Source organism: Denitrificimonas caeni (genome assembly GCF_027498055.1).
Classification (GTDB): domain Bacteria; phylum Pseudomonadota; class Gammaproteobacteria; order Pseudomonadales; family Pseudomonadaceae; genus Denitrificimonas.
This window is the reverse complement of record NZ_CP114976.1, coordinates 1,536,315-1,553,548: the sequence shown is the minus strand read 5'-3', so window position 1 is coordinate 1,553,548 and position 17,234 is coordinate 1,536,315. Positions and strand designations below refer to the sequence as shown.

At 49.8% G+C, this 17,234-nt stretch carries 19 protein-coding genes and 3 tRNA genes; 4 read left to right on the top strand and 18 right to left on the bottom strand.

Annotated elements, in window-relative coordinates:
* Positions 1 to 114: 114 nt before the first annotated feature.
* The 11 genes from O6P33_RS07395 to ccmA form a co-directional block, all read right to left on the bottom strand.
* Positions 115 to 369 (bottom strand): GlsB/YeaQ/YmgE family stress response membrane protein, encoded by a 255-nt coding sequence (locus O6P33_RS07395; protein WP_269817151.1) that lies wholly within the window; start codon positions 367 to 369, stop codon positions 115 to 117.
* Between the two features lie 245 nt (positions 370 to 614).
* Positions 615 to 1,115 carry a transcription elongation factor GreB gene (gene greB / locus O6P33_RS07390; RefSeq protein WP_269817150.1) on the bottom strand — a complete coding sequence of 167 codons (501 nt, stop codon included), beginning with the start codon at positions 1,113 to 1,115 and terminating at the stop codon, positions 615 to 617.
* A 99-nt stretch (positions 1,116 to 1,214) separates the two neighbouring features.
* Positions 1,215 to 2,432 carry a c-type cytochrome biogenesis protein CcmI gene (ccmI, locus tag O6P33_RS07385; protein ID WP_269817149.1) on the bottom strand — a complete coding sequence of 406 codons (1,218 nt, stop codon included), beginning with the start codon at positions 2,430 to 2,432 and terminating at the stop codon, positions 1,215 to 1,217.
* Positions 2,433 to 2,446: 14 nt separating this feature from the next.
* The gene (locus O6P33_RS07380; RefSeq protein ID WP_269817148.1) at positions 2,447 to 2,917 is read right to left on the bottom strand and encodes a cytochrome c-type biogenesis protein; all 471 of its coding nucleotides are present in this window, start codon (positions 2,915 to 2,917) and stop codon (positions 2,447 to 2,449) included.
* A complete protein-coding gene (locus O6P33_RS07375) occupies positions 2,914 to 3,435 on the bottom strand; it encodes a DsbE family thiol:disulfide interchange protein (protein WP_420094985.1) in 522 nt (173 codons plus the stop codon). The genes O6P33_RS07380 and O6P33_RS07375 overlap by 4 nt, the downstream gene beginning before the upstream one ends.
* Before the next feature lie 10 nt (positions 3,436 to 3,445).
* Positions 3,446 to 5,449, bottom strand: coding sequence for a heme lyase CcmF/NrfE family subunit (locus tag O6P33_RS07370; protein ID WP_269817146.1), 2,004 nt, complete (start codon positions 5,447 to 5,449; stop codon positions 3,446 to 3,448).
* A complete protein-coding gene (gene ccmE, locus O6P33_RS07365; protein ID WP_269817145.1) occupies positions 5,446 to 5,913 on the bottom strand; it encodes a cytochrome c maturation protein CcmE in 468 nt (155 codons plus the stop codon). Before ccmE ends, O6P33_RS07370 begins: the two co-directional genes overlap by 4 nt.
* Positions 5,910 to 6,086: a heme exporter protein CcmD gene (gene ccmD, locus O6P33_RS07360; protein ID WP_269817144.1), complete on the bottom strand. Its 177-nt coding sequence runs from the start codon at positions 6,084 to 6,086 to the stop codon at positions 5,910 to 5,912. The genes ccmE and ccmD overlap by 4 nt, the downstream gene beginning before the upstream one ends.
* Positions 6,083 to 6,838, bottom strand: a complete 756-nt coding sequence (locus tag O6P33_RS07355) for a heme ABC transporter permease (RefSeq protein WP_269819488.1) — start codon at positions 6,836 to 6,838, stop codon at positions 6,083 to 6,085. The genes ccmD and O6P33_RS07355 overlap by 4 nt, the downstream gene beginning before the upstream one ends.
* A 103-nt stretch (positions 6,839 to 6,941) precedes the next feature.
* A complete protein-coding gene (ccmB, locus tag O6P33_RS07350) occupies positions 6,942 to 7,613 on the bottom strand; it encodes a heme exporter protein CcmB (protein ID WP_269817143.1) in 672 nt (223 codons plus the stop codon).
* Positions 7,610 to 8,248 carry a cytochrome c biogenesis heme-transporting ATPase CcmA gene (gene ccmA, locus O6P33_RS07345; protein WP_269817142.1) on the bottom strand — a complete coding sequence of 213 codons (639 nt, stop codon included), beginning with the start codon at positions 8,246 to 8,248 and terminating at the stop codon, positions 7,610 to 7,612. Before ccmA ends, ccmB begins: the two co-directional genes overlap by 4 nt.
* A gap of 149 nt (positions 8,249 to 8,397) precedes the next feature.
* On the opposite strand from ccmA, the gene O6P33_RS07340 reads away from it, so the two are divergent.
* Together O6P33_RS07340 and O6P33_RS07335 are read left to right on the top strand one after the other, a co-directional pair.
* Positions 8,398 to 9,930 (top strand): flagellar hook-length control protein FliK, encoded by a 1,533-nt coding sequence (locus O6P33_RS07340; RefSeq protein WP_269817141.1) that lies wholly within the window; start codon positions 8,398 to 8,400, stop codon positions 9,928 to 9,930.
* Entirely contained in the window at positions 9,927 to 10,265 is a 339-nt protein-coding gene (locus O6P33_RS07335; RefSeq protein WP_269817140.1) for an EscU/YscU/HrcU family type III secretion system export apparatus switch protein, read from the top strand. Before O6P33_RS07340 ends, O6P33_RS07335 begins: the two co-directional genes overlap by 4 nt.
* Positions 10,266 to 10,293: 28 nt before the next feature.
* On the opposite strand, the gene O6P33_RS07330 is transcribed toward O6P33_RS07335, so the two are convergent.
* The 4 genes from O6P33_RS07330 to O6P33_RS07315 form a co-directional block, all read right to left on the bottom strand.
* Entirely contained in the window at positions 10,294 to 10,692 is a 399-nt protein-coding gene (locus O6P33_RS07330) for a SirB2 family protein (protein ID WP_269817139.1), read from the bottom strand.
* A gap of 308 nt (positions 10,693 to 11,000) precedes the next feature.
* A tRNA-Leu gene (locus O6P33_RS07325) sits at positions 11,001 to 11,085 on the bottom strand.
* 45 nt (positions 11,086 to 11,130) lie between these two features.
* A tRNA-His gene (locus O6P33_RS07320) sits at positions 11,131 to 11,206 on the bottom strand.
* A gap of 55 nt (positions 11,207 to 11,261) precedes the next feature.
* Positions 11,262 to 11,338 (bottom strand) — tRNA-Arg (locus O6P33_RS07315).
* A gap of 270 nt (positions 11,339 to 11,608) precedes the next feature.
* Between O6P33_RS07315 and folD the strand changes: the two genes are divergently transcribed.
* Positions 11,609 to 12,469 (top strand): bifunctional methylenetetrahydrofolate dehydrogenase/methenyltetrahydrofolate cyclohydrolase FolD, encoded by an 861-nt coding sequence (folD, locus tag O6P33_RS07310; protein WP_269819487.1) that lies wholly within the window; start codon positions 11,609 to 11,611, stop codon positions 12,467 to 12,469.
* A gap of 154 nt (positions 12,470 to 12,623) precedes the next feature.
* Here the strand turns inward: folD and O6P33_RS07305 are convergent, their stop codons facing one another.
* Positions 12,624 to 13,769, bottom strand: coding sequence for a serine hydrolase domain-containing protein (locus O6P33_RS07305; RefSeq protein ID WP_269817138.1), 1,146 nt, complete (start codon positions 13,767 to 13,769; stop codon positions 12,624 to 12,626).
* A gap of 28 nt (positions 13,770 to 13,797) precedes the next feature.
* Positions 13,798 to 15,942 carry an ATP-dependent DNA helicase DinG gene (gene dinG, locus O6P33_RS07300; RefSeq protein ID WP_269817137.1) on the bottom strand — a complete coding sequence of 715 codons (2,145 nt, stop codon included), beginning with the start codon at positions 15,940 to 15,942 and terminating at the stop codon, positions 13,798 to 13,800.
* A 94-nt stretch (positions 15,943 to 16,036) separates the two neighbouring features.
* Between dinG and O6P33_RS07295 the strand changes: the two genes are divergently transcribed.
* Positions 16,037 to 16,507, top strand: a complete 471-nt coding sequence (locus tag O6P33_RS07295) for a YchJ family protein (protein WP_269817136.1) — start codon at positions 16,037 to 16,039, stop codon at positions 16,505 to 16,507.
* A 157-nt stretch (positions 16,508 to 16,664) separates the two neighbouring features.
* Here O6P33_RS07295 and O6P33_RS07290 read toward each other — a convergent pair whose 3' ends face one another.
* On the bottom strand, positions 16,665 to 17,222 hold the full coding sequence (locus tag O6P33_RS07290; protein WP_269817135.1) for a hypothetical protein: 558 nt from the start codon (positions 17,220 to 17,222) through the stop codon (positions 16,665 to 16,667).
* Positions 17,223 to 17,234 lie beyond the last annotated feature (12 nt).

The following is a 17,234-nucleotide window of genomic DNA, read 5'->3' as shown; positions in this document are numbered from 1 at the left end:
AGCCCCGCAACCATAAAAATGGCGGCAAGATTAAATAACCTTGCCGCCATTTTCATTACCAAGCAAATGCTCAGAGCACGTACAGCTGCACTGCTGCACTATAAAACCTATGTATTAGCTATTTTTTTTGACTAAGCCAATTAGGAATAGAAGCAAAACTGCACCAACGGTGCCCATCACAATAGAACCTAGCAGTCCGCCAGCAATAATTCCCAACATGCCAAAGACAAAGCCGCCCAACACCGAACCGACGATTCCGACAACAATATTACCGATAATGCCAAAGCCACTGCCTTTATAAATTTTACCTGCTAGCCAACCCACTAACGCACCGATGGCTAAAAATATGATTAAGCTAATAATATCCATATGCTTACCTCTTCTTTGAGTAAAAAAATCAAACGCTTTATAACCCTGCTGGGCCTTGCCAGAGCAAATTTCCAGGCTCCGACAACAACAGTGCATCTGGACTGAAGAACTGTCAGCTCAACGCCAAACACGGCCTTAGCTTGCCCATTTCGCTAGTATCCGACAAGCCCTTTTGCACCTGCATAAAGTCATGGCGCACTTTGGCGTTGCAAATAATAACCACGCAGCAAGGCTACAAGCAGCCTTTACTCTAGACCTGCAGGGGCCTCGGGCTCAGCATTGTACTCAATTTTGACAATATACCAGTGCGCTTCACCGCTAGGCGTTTGCACAAAAATGTCTTCATCCACTGTTTTCCCCAGACAGGCTTTAGCCATGGGCGCGCGCAGGGAAATATAATCTTTACGACCATAAACCTCTTCATCGCCAACAATGCGAAAACGAAGGCTGTCTTCGTCGTCATTCTCCAACTCAACCCAAGCACCAAAATAGACCTTGCCCTCTTGCACTGGGTTGTATGGCACCTCTTCAGCCACCTCAAACAGTTTAGTTAAGTGGCGTATTCTGCGGTCAATTTCTCGCAGCTTACGCTTATTGTATTGATAATCTGCATTCTCCGAACGGTCGCCAAGACTTGCAGCCCAAGAGACAATTTCTGTGATTTCTGGGCGCAATTCGCGGTGCAGATAGTCCAGCTCATTTTTAAGTCTTTTATAGCCTTCAGCGGTCAATAATTTTCTAGTCATAGGCAACGCTCAAGTGGGTAATAAATGCTTAGCGGTAAAACAACTAAGCCGCTTATTGCAGTTGCAGATAAGCGGCTTAGGGGTACGACTGTGCGACAGTCAGTTCTTTTGATCAATCAGCAAAGCATGCTTGCCATCTTCTTCTGTTGCATCAATCACAATGGGCTCACTGCTCCACTGCGCATTCATAGCATTATCAGTGTTAGAAACACTGGCCTGCAGCTTGACGCGGGCCATGCTCGACAACTTCAAGTCAGGCAGCAAGGAATCAGCATCGGTTAAGGTAATGCGCACCGGTAAATCAGCAACTGTTAATCGTTTTGCTGCAATGGGCATCGGCGGACCATTTTCGGCGCGAGCGAATACATACACTGTATCAGTGGCTGCCACTTGCTCGAGCAAGGCATCGGCTAAGGCCACCTCAACCGCCAGCTGATAGTCATTGTCAGCAGCTGCATCGAGTGGCGAGGCATTACTGGCCTCGGCCTGCGGACTATTGGCTAAGGCTGCACGTGCCCGCTCAATACCAGTTTGAATGGCGGCATAAGATGGATCTTGCGGATCAAGACCTTTAGCAAGACGAGTCCACGCATCAATGGCGTCTTGGAAGCGTTGATTCTCAAACGCAGCAATCCCCACTAACCCTAAGCTGGTGGCTTCATTGGGGTCTAAACGCAATGCTTCATCCACTAAAGCTTGCAGCTCAGCTGACCACTGATTGTTATTGGCAAAGTATAGTGCTTGCGCCAATTGTCCCAGTAGGTCGGGCTGACGACCAACCAGCTCAATGGTTTTTTCATAAGCATGCGCCGCTTCCTGAGGACGCTGCTCGGCCATATAGGTGCGACCTAAGAAGTACCAAGCATCCACAGATTCTGGCTGCAATCGCACGGTATCTTCCAGGCGCTGAATCATTTCTGCGGCAGTTTTAGGCTGCTCAGCCAAGCTTAGGGTCAAGGCCACCTTATCGCTAGCGCCCCAATGGAAATACAAACCCAAACCGGCAATCGGCACCAGTAATGCGGCAATCAAGGGAAGCGCATTACCCAAGTTAACACTTTGCTTGGGCCGACCAACATCAGTGTCATCCAATAACTCACGACTGGCCTCCAGCCGCCCTTCCGCAAGCTGTTCTGCAGACAAGGCGCCATTGGCATGCTGCGCTTCTAACTCAGCAATATGCTCTTCATACAAAGCAATATTGAGCGCGGTCCGATCTTCTTCAGTTTGATCTTTACGACCACGGAGTACTGGCCAGAGCAACAAAAGCAATGCTACAACCAGTAGCAGCACCGCGTAAATCCAAAACTGTGTCATAACGATGGGGTATCCTACTTATACTGCTTAAGAATATCTGCCAAGCGATCTTGTTCATCACCGGACAACTGCTGCTCATCTTTACCAACCCGCAAAGAGCGACGACGTAGCACAATCACCGCCACCATGAGAAAACCAATCACTAATAAGGCTGCGGGGCCATACCACAAGATCAAAGTGCTTTTATTTACCGGTGGTTTGTAGCGCACAAAATCGCCGTAGCGATCCACCAAAAAGCCGACAATCTCTTCGTTGCTTTGCCCTTCTTCAAGCTTTTTAAAGATTTCATCGCGCATATCCATGGCAATAGGCGCATCAGAATCCGCAATGTTTTGATTTTGACATTTTGGGCAACGCAACTCCTCAACTAAGGTGCGATAACGATCTCGTTCAGCCTGAGTTGAAAAGTCATAGGTATCAATGGAGGCTTGTGCTAGGCCAAGACTAGCCAGCATCAAACCCACAGCATAAAGAACGCGCTTCATTGGTCGAGTAACTCCTGGTACATGGGGGCAAACTTCTCACGCCACATACGCTCATCAATCACACCAGTATGGCGGTGCACAATCTGACCGTTTTTATCCACTAAAAAGGTTTCTGGGGCACCATACACGCCTAATTCAAAACCTAGAGTCCCTTTAGGGTCACTGATATTTAACTGGTAAGGGTTTAAATAGTCTTTTAACCAGCGCTTAGCATCGTCAGTATTGTCTTTGTAGTTAATCCCATGGATCACCACACCTTGTTCTGCTAAGTCATTAAACACTGGATGCTCAATTTTGCACTCAACGCACCAAGTCGCCCAAACGTTAACCAAGGCTGGACGACCGACGATATCCGCCTCGGTAATTTCAACCGCGGGATCATCCAACGAGCTGGCTGTGAAGGCTGGGAATGTTTTACCCACTAAAGCTGACGGCAATTTACTTGGGTCATTGTTAATGCCAAAGATTGCCATAGCGGCGAACAGTACCACACCAAATACCACGCCTAGCAAGGCGATTAAACGACCTTTAGACATGCGCGCGTTCCTCTTTCTCAGCCAAACCTAGGGTTTCCTTAACTTTCTTAGTCACCTTAACCCGGTAGCGTCTATCCATAGCTGACAACACACCACCAAAAGCGGTTAAGAAGGCGCCCAACCAAATCCAACGTACAAAAGGCTTGATGTGCACACGAATAGCCCAAGCACCATCACCAAGCGGCTCACCCATAGCAACATACAAGTCGCGGGTAAAGCCTGGATCAATACCGGCCTCAGTCATAGGCATTTGCTGTACGACATACAGGCGCTTTTCTGGGTGCAGCAAAGCAATTTCACGGTCATTTTTAAACACGCGAATACTGCCTTTATCAGAAATAAAGTTCGGTCCTTCGTAGTGCTCAGCACCTTCAAAAAAGAAGCGATACCCTCCCATATCTAAGGCGTCACCTGGTGACATTTTTAAATCCCGCTCATCACTGTACTGGCTGGACAGCACTACGCCCACAGCCATCACTACCATACCTAGGTGACCTAGTTGCATCCCCCAGTAACTGCGCGTTAATGAGCGCATACCACGCCATAAGCCGCGATGACGAGTTTTATCGAGGATGTCGCGCACACTGGCTAACAGCACCCAAGCACAGACAAAGAACAGCGCTAACACAGCAATATTAAAGTCGCGGTACAGCACGCTACCAATGCCGCTTAGCACCGCACTTAAAAGTAGAACTGGGCCCAGCATTTTAATTAACCACTGACCAGGCGTGTTCTTCCAGCGCGTAATAATACCCACCGCCATGGCGAACATCAGCACTGCCATCAAGGGTACAAACAAAGCATTAAAGTACGGTGGGCCAACCGAAAGTTTGGCCCCTGTTAATGAGTCAAGAATCAATGGATACAAAGTACCCAACAACACCATCGCGGTGGCGACCACAAGAATAATATTATTGATCAGCAACAGTGTTTCTTTTGACCAAAAACCAAAGCCAACTTTGCTTTTCACCACCGGCGCACGCAGCACAAACAGCGCTAAAGAGGCTCCCACCACGACCAACAAGAACACTAAGAGAAACACCCCGCGCTCAGGGTCAGCAGCAAAAGCGTGCACCGAGGTTAAAACACCAGAGCGTACTAAGAAGGCGCCGAGCAAGCTTAGCGAGAAAGCAGCAATGGCCAAAAGTACGGTCCAGTTTTTAAACACACCGCGTTTTTCTGTTACGGCCAAAGAGTGAATTAACGCAGTACCGACCAACCATGGCATAAAGGATGCGTTTTCCACCGGGTCCCAGAACCACCAGCCGCCCCAGCCTAATTCGTAGTACGCCCACCATGAGCCCAAGGCAATACCTATGCCTAAAAATGCCCAGGCCACTAATGTCCAAGGGCGCGACCAGCGTGCCCAAGCGGCGTCCAACTTACCGCCCAGTAACGCAGCAATCGCAAAGGCAAAGGCAACCGAGAAGCCCACATAGCCCATATAGAGCATTGGCGGGTGAATAATCAAACCAAAATCCTGCAGCAGCGGGTTAAGGTCACGGCCATCCATCGGCATTTGCGGCAACAAGCGCTCAAAAGGGTTTGAAGTCACAATCAGAAACAGCAAGAAGCCAATACTGATGATGCCCATTACCGCTAATACGCGGGCCAACATTTCTTCCGGTAGTTGCCGCGAAAAGATCGCCACAGCAAAGGTCCAGCCGGCCAAAATCACTGTCCACAACAGCAAAGACCCTTCATGCGCGCCCCAAACCGCACTGAACTTGTAATACCAAGGCAGAGCACTGTTTGAGTTAGAAGCAACATAAGCCACTGAAAAGTCATCAAGCATAAATGACCACGTTAAGCATGCCAGCGCAAATGCTAGAAACAGAAATTGTCCCCAAGCTGCAGGCTGTCCTAAGCTCATCCAGCGGTGATCACCGCGCCAAGCGCCCACTAAAGGAAAGAACGCCTGCACAGCAGCAAAACACAATGCAAGGATCAGAGCTAAGTGACCCAACTCCGGCACATACAACGCCGCACTACTCATTTTGTTTTTTCCTTTTGGCCTTCTTCATAATGTTTGAGCATGCCAGTTTTCTCTAACGCACTGCTCACTTCTGGCGGCATGTAGTTTTCATCATGCTTAGCCAGTACTTGCTCAGCAATCAAAACACCGGAATCATTGAGACGCCCAAGCGCGACAATGCCTTGCCCCTCGCGGAACAAGTCCGGCAGGATACCGCCATAGCGAATGGTCACATCAGCATCACCATCGGTCACCACAAAATCCACATCTAGGGTGTCTGAATCACGGTGTACCGACCCCACTTTAACCAGCCCGCCGGCACGCAAGCGCACATTTTCCGGTGCCTCACCCGCAGCAATTTGCGTTGGTGTATAAAACAGATTGATATTTTGCTGCATGGCATACAAACCCAAACCCACTGTTGCCGCGACACCCAATAAGATCGCGATAATAATGGTTAAACGTTTCTTACGAATAGGATTCACTGCTGAGCCTCCCGACGCAAACGTCGCGCCTCATTTTTAAAGTACCGTTGACGGGCCAAAAGCGGCAACACCACATTCAACACTAAGATTGCACAACTAATACCATAGGCCGTCCATACATAAAGCCCATGGTTACCCATCGCTAAAAACTCAGAAAACGAATCAAAACTCATACTTTTCTCCCAATCTGCCGTGCCACCTCAGCTTGCGCCCAACGGGTGCGTGATTCTCGGCGTAAAACCTCAAGACGCATCCGCACTAGCAATACCGCGGCAAAGAAACAATAAAAACCAATGGTCATGATCAGTAACGGCAACCACATTTCCATGGGCATGGCCGGCTTTTTAGTCACAGTAAAAGTTGCGGGCTGATGCAGAGTATTCCACCAGTCTACCGAGTACTTGATGATGGGAATATTAACAACACCCACAACAGCCAAAATCGCGCACGCCTTAGCGGCACTATCGCGATTAGTAATGGCCTGCCCTAAGGCAATAATTCCGAAATACAAAAACAACAAAATTAACATAGCGGTTAGGCGCGCATCCCACACCCACCAAGCGCCCCACGTGGGCTTCCCCCAAATTGCACCAGTGACCAAGGCAATAACCGTCATCCACGCACCAATGGGCGCAGCTTGCTGCACAGCCACATCAGCAATTTTCATTTTCCAAACCAAGCCCACGATGCCGGCAATGGCCAAGGAAATATAAGTGGATTGCGCTAAAAAAGCGGCAGGCACATGAATATAAATAATACGAAAGCTATTGCCCTGCTGATAGTCAGGTGGCGCATAGGCCAAACCTAAGACACCGCCAATAACAATCAAGAGCGCAGCGCTGACACTGAGCCAAGGTAGCCAGCGCCCACTTATTTCGTAAAACCACTTAGGCGAGCCTAATTTATGAAACCACGTCCAGTTCATCGAGATACTCACAATTATTCAATATCAACCCTGCAATGCCTGACAGCCGCACTTGCTGTGTCGAGCTTAGTATTACGTATAAAAACATTCAGTTTGGCGCTTATTATTCCCCAACGCTAATGCGCAAACCTGCAGCAATAGCAAAAGGTGCCAACGTCAGGGTCAGCATCATTAGGCTGGCCATCCACAATAAGTACCCTGCGGTGGGCAAGCCTTGTAAAGCTGCTTGAATAACGCCACTGCCTAAAATCAGCACAGGAATGTATAGCGGTAAAATTAATAATGCCAACAATATCCCCCCACGCTTCAAGCCAACGGTCAATGCTGCACCCACGGCACCCAGCAAACTCAAGACTGGCGTACCCAGCAACAAAGACAGCAACAACGTTGGAATACGATCAGCCGGCAAGCCCAGCATTAAAGCCAATAAGGGTGACAACATTACTAAAGCCAAACCACAATACAGCCAATGGGCCAACACCTTAGCAAGAACCAAGACGACCAACGGATGCGGCGAAACGACCCATTGCTCAAGGGAGCCATCTTCAAAGTCACTGCGAAACAAACCGTCCAATGATAACAATACCGCTAACAAAGCTGCTACCCATAGCAAGCCTGGCGATAAGGTTTGTAATAATTGCGACTCTGGACCAACCGCCAAAGGAAAAAGCGCAATCACGATAGCAAAAAACACCAGTGGATTGACCAATTCTGCTGGGCGTCGAAACATCAGGCGAGTCTCGCGCAGCAGCATCAAGGTGAAGACATTGCTCATGATAGCGCCACCTGCCCTAAATCCAGCTCTCGAAATGTACTGGGGACATTTTGTATAGGGTGATGCGTGGTTAACACCACCATCCCGCCATTATTACAATGCTCAGCCAGATGTTTTTCCAGCTGCGTGACCGCATCTTTATCCAGGGCTGTAAAAGGTTCGTCTAAAATCCATAGCGCCGGTGCATCAAGGTATAAGCGTGCTAAACCGACGCGGCGCTGCTGCCCAGCGGATAAAGTGTGACAAGGCACATCCTCAAAACCAGCCAAGCCTACAGCAGCAAGGGCTTGCCAGATTTGCTCACGACTTGCACCATTGTGCAAAGCAGCCAGCCATGTAAGATTTTCTTCAGCAGTTAATAAACCTTTAATCCCAGCGGCATGGCCCAGCCATAACAAATTATGCGCCAATTCATTACGTTGCTGCTCAATACTGATACCTTTAATCAATACATCACCTGTAGTCGGGCGCATAAGACCAGACATCAAGCGCAGCAAGCTGGTTTTACCACTGCCATTGGGGCCACTGATTTGCAGCATATCTTTAGGCTTTACACTGACCTGCAGATGCTCAAACAATAGGCGCCAATCACGCTCACAGGCTAAATCAACAGTTTCAAGATAAGCATCGGTCACAAACACGCCGCCTTGCGTAAAAAACCAAGTCAATTGTATAGAGCAGCTATACTGCCGCTACAGACACTATAAATAAGTTGCGATTATACACAGCTATACAGTTAGCGCAGCGGGCATTTACAAAGCATTTACAATAGGTTGCAATCCAAATGGCCAGTAAAATCTCTTCCTCTCCCCCACCGCCTAGCACCAGCAATGCACAGCGCCCGAGTGCAACAGTGGCTAATCCGGTATTGCAATTACAGGGCGCTCTACCCGCTCAGTTCAAGACTGGTGACTCGGCACAAGCCCAAGTGCTGGCTTTACGTGAAGCCCAACAAGCCTTTCAAGTGATGCTGCGCTTGTCACTGAATAACGGCCAGCAACGCACCATTGAAGTACAAACCAGTCAGCCCCTAACAACTGGCAGCACCCTGAGTGTCACCGCTATATCTACACACCAGCTGAGCTTTAATTTGATCCCTACCCAGCAGGCAGCCGCAGCTACGCGCATTGATACCAGCGCATTGCCACCCGGATCTCTAGTTGAAGGAAAAGTAACTCAGGTTACAGCCAACCCACAAGGCGGCTTTAAAACAGTAATCAGCCTGACCAGTGGCGCCCTAGCCGGACAGCAACTGCAGCTTGATAGTCCTAAGTTATTGCCCCTCAACAGCTTAATCAATGCCCGAGTTGACAATGCCCAGCAACTGACTTTTCAGCCTGTAAATATACGCTTGGAACCTCTAGCAATTAATCAAGAACTGCAAAAACAGTTCAGTCAGCAAGGCTCACTCAGCCAGTTGTTTAGTAGCCTCAGCGGCGTTGCATTATCCAGCCTTTCACCAGAAGCTCAAAAGACCTTGCAACAATTACTTGGCACGCTAATGCCCCTAGATCAGCTTAGCGATCCCAAAAAGCTTGCACAAAGCCTTATTAATAGCGGTGCACAACTGGAAAATCGTTTAGCCAGCGGCGCACTCGACAGCGCCAACCAAGACGTAAAAGCCAACCTTTTGCGCTTAATTGCGCAGCTCATGCCGATGCTACCCAACAGCAACCCTAGCTTAGCCACAGCACAAAGCGCAGTACTCGCACAAGCCTTGCCCAGCCTGCTGCGTGATCAACTACTGGGGAATATCCAGGCGCAACTGTACGAACAAGCTTTACGCTTTCCGCTCCCCAGTCGCGTGTTGCAATCTCTAGACAATCCCAATGACTTAGGCGCGCTCTTACGCTTGGCGGCAGCGGCCGTCTCTCGTTTACAGACCCACCAGCTATCAAGCCTTGGGCAAACCCATACCAACAGCGAAGGCACTCAGGTCACGGTTTGGCAAATTGAAATACCAACCCGCGACCAACACCAGATTGTGCCTTTGCAAATTAAATTTCAGCACGAAGAACCTGCACAAAGCAACGCCAATGAACCTGCAGAAGCTGTGTGGAAAATCGATTTAAGCTTTGATTTAGAGCCGCTGGGGCCGCTGCACATCCAGGCCAACTTACAAGGTGGCGCAATCTCTGGGCAACTTTGGGCGCTACATGGCCCCACCGCTGAGTTAATTGACCATGAGCTCGAGTACTTACGTGAGCGCTTACTGGGTATCGGTCTCACCGTAAAAGATTTAAGCTGCCGCCAAGGCGTACCTGCTCAGGGTGCCAAAACTGCTCTACAGCAACGTTGGATTGATGATTTAGCATGACTAAAGCCAGTGAAAAACAAGCTATTGCCTTAAAATATGATGGCGAAAACGCTCCCAACCTAACGGCCAAAGGCAATGACGCCCTCGCTGAAGAAATTTTACAAATTGCCCGTGAAAACGATGTTCCCATTTATGAAAACGCTGATTTAGTGCGCTTACTGGCGCGCTTAGAGCTCGGCGACGCCATTCCAGAGTCCCTGTACCACACCGTTGCTGAAATTATTGCCTTCGCTTGGTACTTAAAAGGCAAAGCACCAAAAGGCTTTTACAGCAAGAAGCCCAGCACCGACACGACTTTATTACTGCCACAGCCGCCGCGAAATAACAGTAAGTAGCCTGCAGCCTAAGCCATCACTGCAGCGCTCAACCGAATAGCCCGGCAAACGGTTGATGCATGCGTGCCGAGTAATACATCCCAGCAAAACAGCATAAAGCTGCGATATAGGCCAACCAACGCAGTTTTAAACTGTACTTATGCCGAAAGGCTAGCACCCCAAACAACACATACAGCACCAGCAGCACCAGCTTTGCTTGCAACCAAGCTGCCGACAAAGGTGCAAAGTTTAGCGTCAGTAAAAGCCATAGTGCTGCCAGCAGCAAACAACTGTCCACTACATAGCTGCCGCGATTAACCTGTCGCTGCAGCACACCACCAGCACCCAACAGCAAAACCCACAAACCGCGCAGCACAAACAAAGTACCGCTCAGTATCGCTAGGCCAATATGTATATTTTTAATCATCAAATAGTGTTCGGCAAACATATTCCTCTCCTTGACTGCAGTTGGCACTCGAACGCTAGGCACACCGAGGCATACCTCTGCACCCACTCAATCACAGTCTAAGGCTTAAATATCGACGCAAGCTTGATTAAAAATAGGGGTATTAAATTGATTACTCTGCACTGGGCGACTATTACTCCAACCACTCAGCAAGCACAATGCACTCTACTCAGCGGTTTCAGCCCAAAAACAAGGGTTAACTGCGGAATCAAAAGAAGGGAAATAAACGAGCAGGCATAAAAAAACCTCAATTAAGAGGCTTTTTATTCACAGGCTTAACAGCCTTTAGATGGTGCGGACAGAGAGACTCGAACTCTCACACCTCGCGGCGCCAGAACCTAAATCTGGTGTGTCTACCAATTCCACCACGTCCGCAGTCAATCTAGCCACAAAGCAAGAGACAATTTGCTTTGTAAAATATGGGGTGGACGATGGGTCTCGAACCCACGACACCGGGAATCACAATCCCGTGCTCTACCAACTGAGCTACGCCCACCATATTGCGTTGCGTATCTTACATCAAACTTTCCTAACTTACCAGCCTCGCCTATTGGCGCGCCCGGCAGGATTCGAACCTGCGACCACCCGCTTAGAAGGCGGGTGCTCTATCCGACTGAGCTACGGGCGCTTGTTGCCGTTACCTATAAATAAGTAACTGACTCAAGGCTCGATTACTGAGCAATAAATTGTTCAGCTTTCGTATCCAGCTTCAGGCTGTACTGGGTAAGCGGGGTGAATATTACAGAGCTACTGACATGCCGTCAACTATTATTTTCAAAAGAATCAAATAGATACTGCAGAGAGATAAAATACCTCGCATGTATCTTTGCCGGATCCAGCCGGTCGTGCGAGAATAGCCCACATCTTTTTTATTGATATCAGTATGGCTAATGACCCCATGACCGCACAATTGATTGACGGCAAACAGATCGCCGCAAATATTCGTCAAAATATTGCTCAAAAAGTACAGACTCGTCTCAGCCAAGGTTTACGCGCACCGGGCTTAGCAGTGATTTTAGTCGGTAATGATCCAGCTTCTGAAGTTTATGTTGCGCACAAACGCAAAGATTGCGAGCAAGTAGGCTTCCAATCCCAAGCCTATGATTTGCCAGCAAGCACCACACAAGCTCAGTTACTGGATTTAATTGATCAGTTAAATGCTGACGACAGTGTTGATGGCATTCTTGTTCAACTCCCCCTGCCTGCCCACCTCGACTCATCTTTATTGCTGGAGCGCATCAGCCCCTTCAAAGATGTGGACGGCTTCCATCCTTATAACGTAGGCCGTTTAGCGCAACGCATGCCTTTACTGCGCTCTTGCACCCCCAAAGGCATCATGACTTTACTGGAGCACACTGGCGTTGACTTACACGGTTTGGATGCTGTCGTTGTTGGTGCTTCCAATATTGTGGGTCGCCCAATGGCACTTGAGCTACTGCTGGCTGGCTGCACCACCACCATCACCCACCGCTTTACTGAAGATTTAGCCAGCCATGTGCGCCGCGCCGACCTAGTTGTAGTGGCCGTGGGTATTCCAGACTTAGTCAAAGGCGAATGGATCAAGCCCGGCGCCATAGTGATTGATGTGGGCATCAACCGCCAAGCTGACGGCAAGCTGGTCGGTGATGTCGGTTTCGCTGCAGCCTTAGAACGTGCTGCCTGGATCACCCCTGTACCAGGCGGCGTTGGACCAATGACCCGTGCTTGCTTGCTGGAAAATACTTTACAAGCCTGCGAACACGCAGAGCAAAGCAGCTAACCAGCCGCCTAAACAGCCGACAATTGTTGCACGTATACACCGTGCTCAATTGTCGGTCTGGCGCTAACGCATTAACCGGGGTTTAGCGATACAGCATCAGCCCAACCAAACTCAAACCCTGCCCACAAAACAGTCCTGCGCACTGCACAACTGCCTATAGACACTTCTTCAACGCTGCGTTAATTTTCTGTGCCCGCGGATCCATAAGCACACTAGCACCTAAGCTATTGGTGACAAACGCTACGCTCACTTCACGCTCCGGGTCAGCGCAGCCTAAAGTACCGCCAGCACCAGGATGACCAAAACTGTGCGGCCCTAAGGCATAACTGGCAGGCAACTGATCTGCCTGCTCCAGCATGCAACCCAAGCCAAAACGCGTGTCAGTCAACAAAGTTAAATCCGCGCCTGCACTGTGCTCTGTCAGCATCGCATTGAGCAACTCCTCATCAAGCAATTGCCCTTGCAGCAGGCCTGTATAAAAACCAGCCAAACCTCGCGCAGTAGCATGCATATTCGCCGCGGGTTGCTGCATCAGACGCCACTCTGGCTTATTGGTGCTCGTCATCATCGATGTCGGATTGGCAAAAGCCTTAGCACTCATACTTTGCGGATTGCTACCTATAGTTTGCATCAAACGCATTGCCGCAGTATCAACTACTGCACCTTTCATCCGCATGACATCACCCACTTGCGCCAACTGCTGCTCACTGACGCCCAAATACAAGGCCAATTGCAGCGGCTCAGCAATACGCTTGGCAATTGCAGTGCGTGGATCACAGCCGTCAATGCGCTGAATCAACTCCCCCACTAGCCACCCATAGGTCATTGGCGCATAACCATGCGCCTGTCCAGGCGTCCACCAAGGCGGGGTATTTTCTAAGGCTGCCAGCATCTGCGACCAATCATAAAGCGCTTCTGCTGCCAGTGGCTCCAGTATCGCCGGTAAGCCTGCCTGATGACTGAGCACATGGCGCAAAGTAATGTGCTGCTGACCTTGCTGAGCCAGTTCCGGCCAATACTCCTGCAAAGGTGTGTCCAGTTGCAAGCGCCCCTCGGCGACCATCTGCAATAGCACAACAGCAGCCACAGGCTTGCCGCTGGAAAAAATATTGACCAGGGTATCGCGCTGCCACAGTTGCTCGCCATGGCGATCAATTACGCCACCCCAGACATCCAGCACAGTCTCCCCAGCAACCTGCACACACAGCGATGCACCACGCTGCTCTGGATCTTCTAAAAGCTGACTGAATACGTCAAGCACACTGGAAAATGCGCTGTCACTGCTGCCGTCAAGATGCATACTGACCTCTATCTATAACTGTGAATACTTAGTCAATTTCACGCCGAAATGGCGGCAGTGAATTTAAAATCGCTTTGCCGTAGCGCTGCGTGACCAGACGCCGATCCAGCAAGGTGATACTGCCGGTATCTTGCTCATTACGCAGCAAGCGTCCGCAGGCTTGTACCAAACGTAACGAGGCATCTGGCACGGCAATTTCCATAAAGGGATTACCACCGCGGGCCTCAATCCATTCCGCTAATGCTGCTTCCACAGGATCATCAGGAACCGCAAACGGGATTTTAGCTATCACTACATGCTGACAGTAGGCTCCAGGCAAGTCGATGCCTTCAGCAAAACTGGCTAAACCAAAGAGCACACTGACTTGATCTTTATCGATCTGCTCACGGTGCTTAGCTAACGTCGCTTGACGGGATAACTCTCCTTGCAGCAACACCCGTTTGCGCCACTCAAGATCAACACCAGCAAACACATCGCGCATTTGCCGCCGTGATGAAAACAGCACCAAACTTCCCTGCGCTCCCTCCAACATTGCCGGCAAATCACGCACAATAGCTTGCGTATGCGCCTCAGAGTCACGGGGGTCGGCACGCAAATCAGGCACGCGCAACACACCTGCCTCAGCATACTTAAAAGGACTGGGCACCGTGGTTTTGATTGACTCATAGGGCAAGCCTGCACGCATATTAAAGCGATCAAAGGTTCCCAGTGCAGTTAAGGTTGCCGAAGTTACTAAAGCACCATGGGCGACATTCCACAAATGTCGACGCAGGGTTTCTGCAGCTAAAATCGGACTGGCATTCACATCAATGTCAAAAGAGCCGCCACTATCAGCCAAAGATAACCAGCGCGCCATGGGCGGGCTTTTCTCCGGATCCTCTGCGGTAAAGGCGGTCCACAACTCTTGGTTATTATCTGCGCGCGCCAGCAAACTACCAAATAACGGGTACCACTCTTCAGCCTGATGACTGGGTACGCCCAAACCTGGCTCATCATCCATGGCTTTTTTCAACAGTTCAGTGACGCGACTGAAGATATCGGTCAACTTGCTGAACTCTTTTTTCAACTCCTGCCCCAACTCGCGCATTTCCTCTGGCACCACCCCACCGACAAAACGATAACGGGGTTTTTCATAGTTATCTGGATCGCTATTGGGACGAAATTCTGCCAACTGCTCACAGAATGTAAACATAAACTGCATTTGCGTACGCAAACTTTTCGCCATTTCCGGCACCGGCTCAAGCAAACGGCCAAAATCACCGGGCAGCGGATTTTGCGCGAGCAAGCGAGTCAGGTTCTTTTCCACTTGGCCCAGCCAGTCTGCCGTGGAGCGCAAGCGGGTAAAGTGGGCAAAATGTCCAATAGCCTTATCAGGTAAATGGTGGCCTTCATCAAATACATAAATGGTTTCACGGGGATCGGGCAACACCGCACCACCGCCTAACGCCAAGTCGGCGAGAACCATATCGTGGTTGGTGACAATAACGTCCACCTTAGTCATGCCTTCACGTGCCTTATAAAAAGCGCACTGCTGAAAATTAGCGCAATGACGACCGGTGCACTGGGTATGATCGGTGGTGACCCTAGACCATGTCACATCTTCAATTACTTGCGGCCAACTGTCGCGATCACCGTCCCAACGATTACTGGCGAGCGTATTGATCATTTCTGTGAACAGTTTCTCGCTAGCGTTATCCACTTCGATATGAAAGCCTTCATCAGCAAATAACTGCGCTGTAGCTTGCTCAGCTTCGCCGTGCTGGGATAAAGCGTCGAGCTTAGATAAACACAAATAACGACCACGGCCCTTAGCCAAAGCATAACTAAAGTTCAAACCGCTATTTCTAATGATATCCGGCAGGTCTTTATCAACGATTTGCTCTTGCAGCGCCACTGTTGCCGTGGCTATAACTAAGCGCTTACCCGCCGCTTTCGCTGCTGGTATCGCCGCCAAGCTATAAGCTACGGTTTTGCCGGTTCCGGTACCCGCTTCAATGGCAATCACCGCCGGTGCACCGGAACGCTTACCCTCTTCATCCACAGGTATATTGCCGAGTGCTTTTGCCACCTCGGCAATCATCAGGCGCTGTCCATAACGCGCTTTCAGGTTTTTACTCTCCAAAAAGCGTGTATACGCACCTTGAATGGTATTTTTTAATTCATCGCTGAGCATGCTGTGTCCATATTCTCGAACTGTACGTTTGTTCAGTACCCACTAATAAACGTATAATAGCCTGCTTAAACGCTTTGTGCTCTACGGATTCTCTATGACTGCTCTTGCCACTTGCCCCTGCAACCCTGAAAAAACCTATCAACAATGTTGTCAGCGCTACCATAACGGTACGACTCCAAGCACTGCGCCAGCTCTCATGCGGGCACGCTACAGTGCTTACGTGCTGCACAATATTGCCTTTATAAAAAACACCAGCCTACCCGCTCAACAAGCACACTTGGACACCGATGCCATTGCGCAGTGGAGTCAAAATAGTCAATGGCTGGGCCTGGAAATCAATCAAACCAGTCTTGCCCCAGACCAACGCCATGCCACAGTGGAATTCATTGCTCACTGGCAAGATGCACAGGGACAACATCAACATCAAGAAAGCTCATTATTTATTAAGCTCGGCACGCACTGGTATTTTTATGACCCGAATGTGCCGCTACGGGCAGAACGCAATGCCCCTTGCCCCTGCGGTAGCACCCTAAAGTTTAAAAAATGCTGCGCACCCTACTTCTAGAGCCAAGCTGGACTTTAGAAACCTCTGCATAACGCTACCGAGGACGTTAATACAAGGCCAAACTTGCGAACAAGCGCAGTTTACAACGAGTCAATGAGCATTTTGAGTAAGCTGTTAACGCAGTGGTAGCTACGCAGGTCGTTCTTCAGAGATTTATTTAGTCGTTATCCAGCAGTTTCAGATGGGTTATATCAGGCACTGCAATGGCTTCGGCACCAGCCAACTGCCCCAGGTCACTGCCCGCCGGCGCTAAGCTCAAGGCCGATAAGTCCAGATCAGGCGCTGCTGCAGCAACGGGCTGCGGCTGCAAATCATCACCCAACGCTGCAATACCAAAATCTGGAGCCTGTACATCTTTAAAGGCAGCCATATATTCGTCGCGGGGCGTCACTTGCAGCATTGCTGTTGTTGCTTCTGCACCTTGCTGCGGCTCTGCAGCGGGCTCTTCAGCCGGCAAGCCTGGAACAATTTCCTCGATGATTGGCGCTGACAGGTCACGCACTTCTAGCACTGCTCCTGCGCGCTGGAAAGCTGACTGATACTTTGCCGCTGCTGCTGCGTCAACGCTTTGTTTAATGATCATCCGCTGCCCAGAGAACAGCCGTGCCAACAGTGCCTCATCGGCTTTAAAGAGGCGAGCAATAGCGGCTTTCACCTGACTCAGTTCTGCCCCAGGCGCTATCTGTCCAGAAAAAGCAATTTCAAACTGTTGCATACTTAACCCTCT

What these genes read in the sequence shown, in the direction of transcription:
- greB (WP_269817150.1), bottom strand. Translation starts at nt 1,115, where the DNA reads ATGACTAGAAAATTATTGACCGCTGAAGGCTATAAAAGACTTAAAAAT.
- folD (WP_269819487.1), top strand. Translation starts at nt 11,609, where the DNA reads ATGACCGCACAATTGATTGACGGCAAACAGATCGCCGCAAATATTCGT.
- O6P33_RS07335 (WP_269817140.1), top strand. Translation starts at nt 9,927, where the DNA reads ATGACTAAAGCCAGTGAAAAACAAGCTATTGCCTTAAAATATGATGGC.
- dinG (WP_269817137.1), bottom strand. Translation starts at nt 15,942, where the DNA reads ATGCTCAGCGATGAATTAAAAAATACCATTCAAGGTGCGTATACACGC.
- O6P33_RS07295 (WP_269817136.1), top strand. Translation starts at nt 16,037, where the DNA reads ATGACTGCTCTTGCCACTTGCCCCTGCAACCCTGAAAAAACCTATCAA.
- O6P33_RS07370 (WP_269817146.1), bottom strand. Translation starts at nt 5,449, where the DNA reads ATGAGTAGTGCGGCGTTGTATGTGCCGGAGTTGGGTCACTTAGCTCTG.
- O6P33_RS07305 (WP_269817138.1), bottom strand. Translation starts at nt 13,769, where the DNA reads ATGCATCTTGACGGCAGCAGTGACAGCGCATTTTCCAGTGTGCTTGAC.
- O6P33_RS07395 (WP_269817151.1), bottom strand. Translation starts at nt 369, where the DNA reads ATGGATATTATTAGCTTAATCATATTTTTAGCCATCGGTGCGTTAGTG.
- O6P33_RS07355 (WP_269819488.1), bottom strand. Translation starts at nt 6,838, where the DNA reads ATGAACTGGACGTGGTTTCATAAATTAGGCTCGCCTAAGTGGTTTTAC.
- O6P33_RS07340 (WP_269817141.1), top strand. Translation starts at nt 8,398, where the DNA reads ATGGCCAGTAAAATCTCTTCCTCTCCCCCACCGCCTAGCACCAGCAAT.
- ccmB (WP_269817143.1), bottom strand. Translation starts at nt 7,613, where the DNA reads ATGAGCAATGTCTTCACCTTGATGCTGCTGCGCGAGACTCGCCTGATG.
- O6P33_RS07330 (WP_269817139.1), bottom strand. Translation starts at nt 10,692, where the DNA reads ATGTTTGCCGAACACTATTTGATGATTAAAAATATACATATTGGCCTA.
- ccmD (WP_269817144.1), bottom strand. Translation starts at nt 6,086, where the DNA reads ATGAGTTTTGATTCGTTTTCTGAGTTTTTAGCGATGGGTAACCATGGG.
- ccmI (WP_269817149.1), bottom strand. Translation starts at nt 2,432, where the DNA reads ATGACACAGTTTTGGATTTACGCGGTGCTGCTACTGGTTGTAGCATTG.
- O6P33_RS07290 (WP_269817135.1), bottom strand. Translation starts at nt 17,222, where the DNA reads ATGCAACAGTTTGAAATTGCTTTTTCTGGACAGATAGCGCCTGGGGCA.
- O6P33_RS07380 (WP_269817148.1), bottom strand. Translation starts at nt 2,917, where the DNA reads ATGAAGCGCGTTCTTTATGCTGTGGGTTTGATGCTGGCTAGTCTTGGC.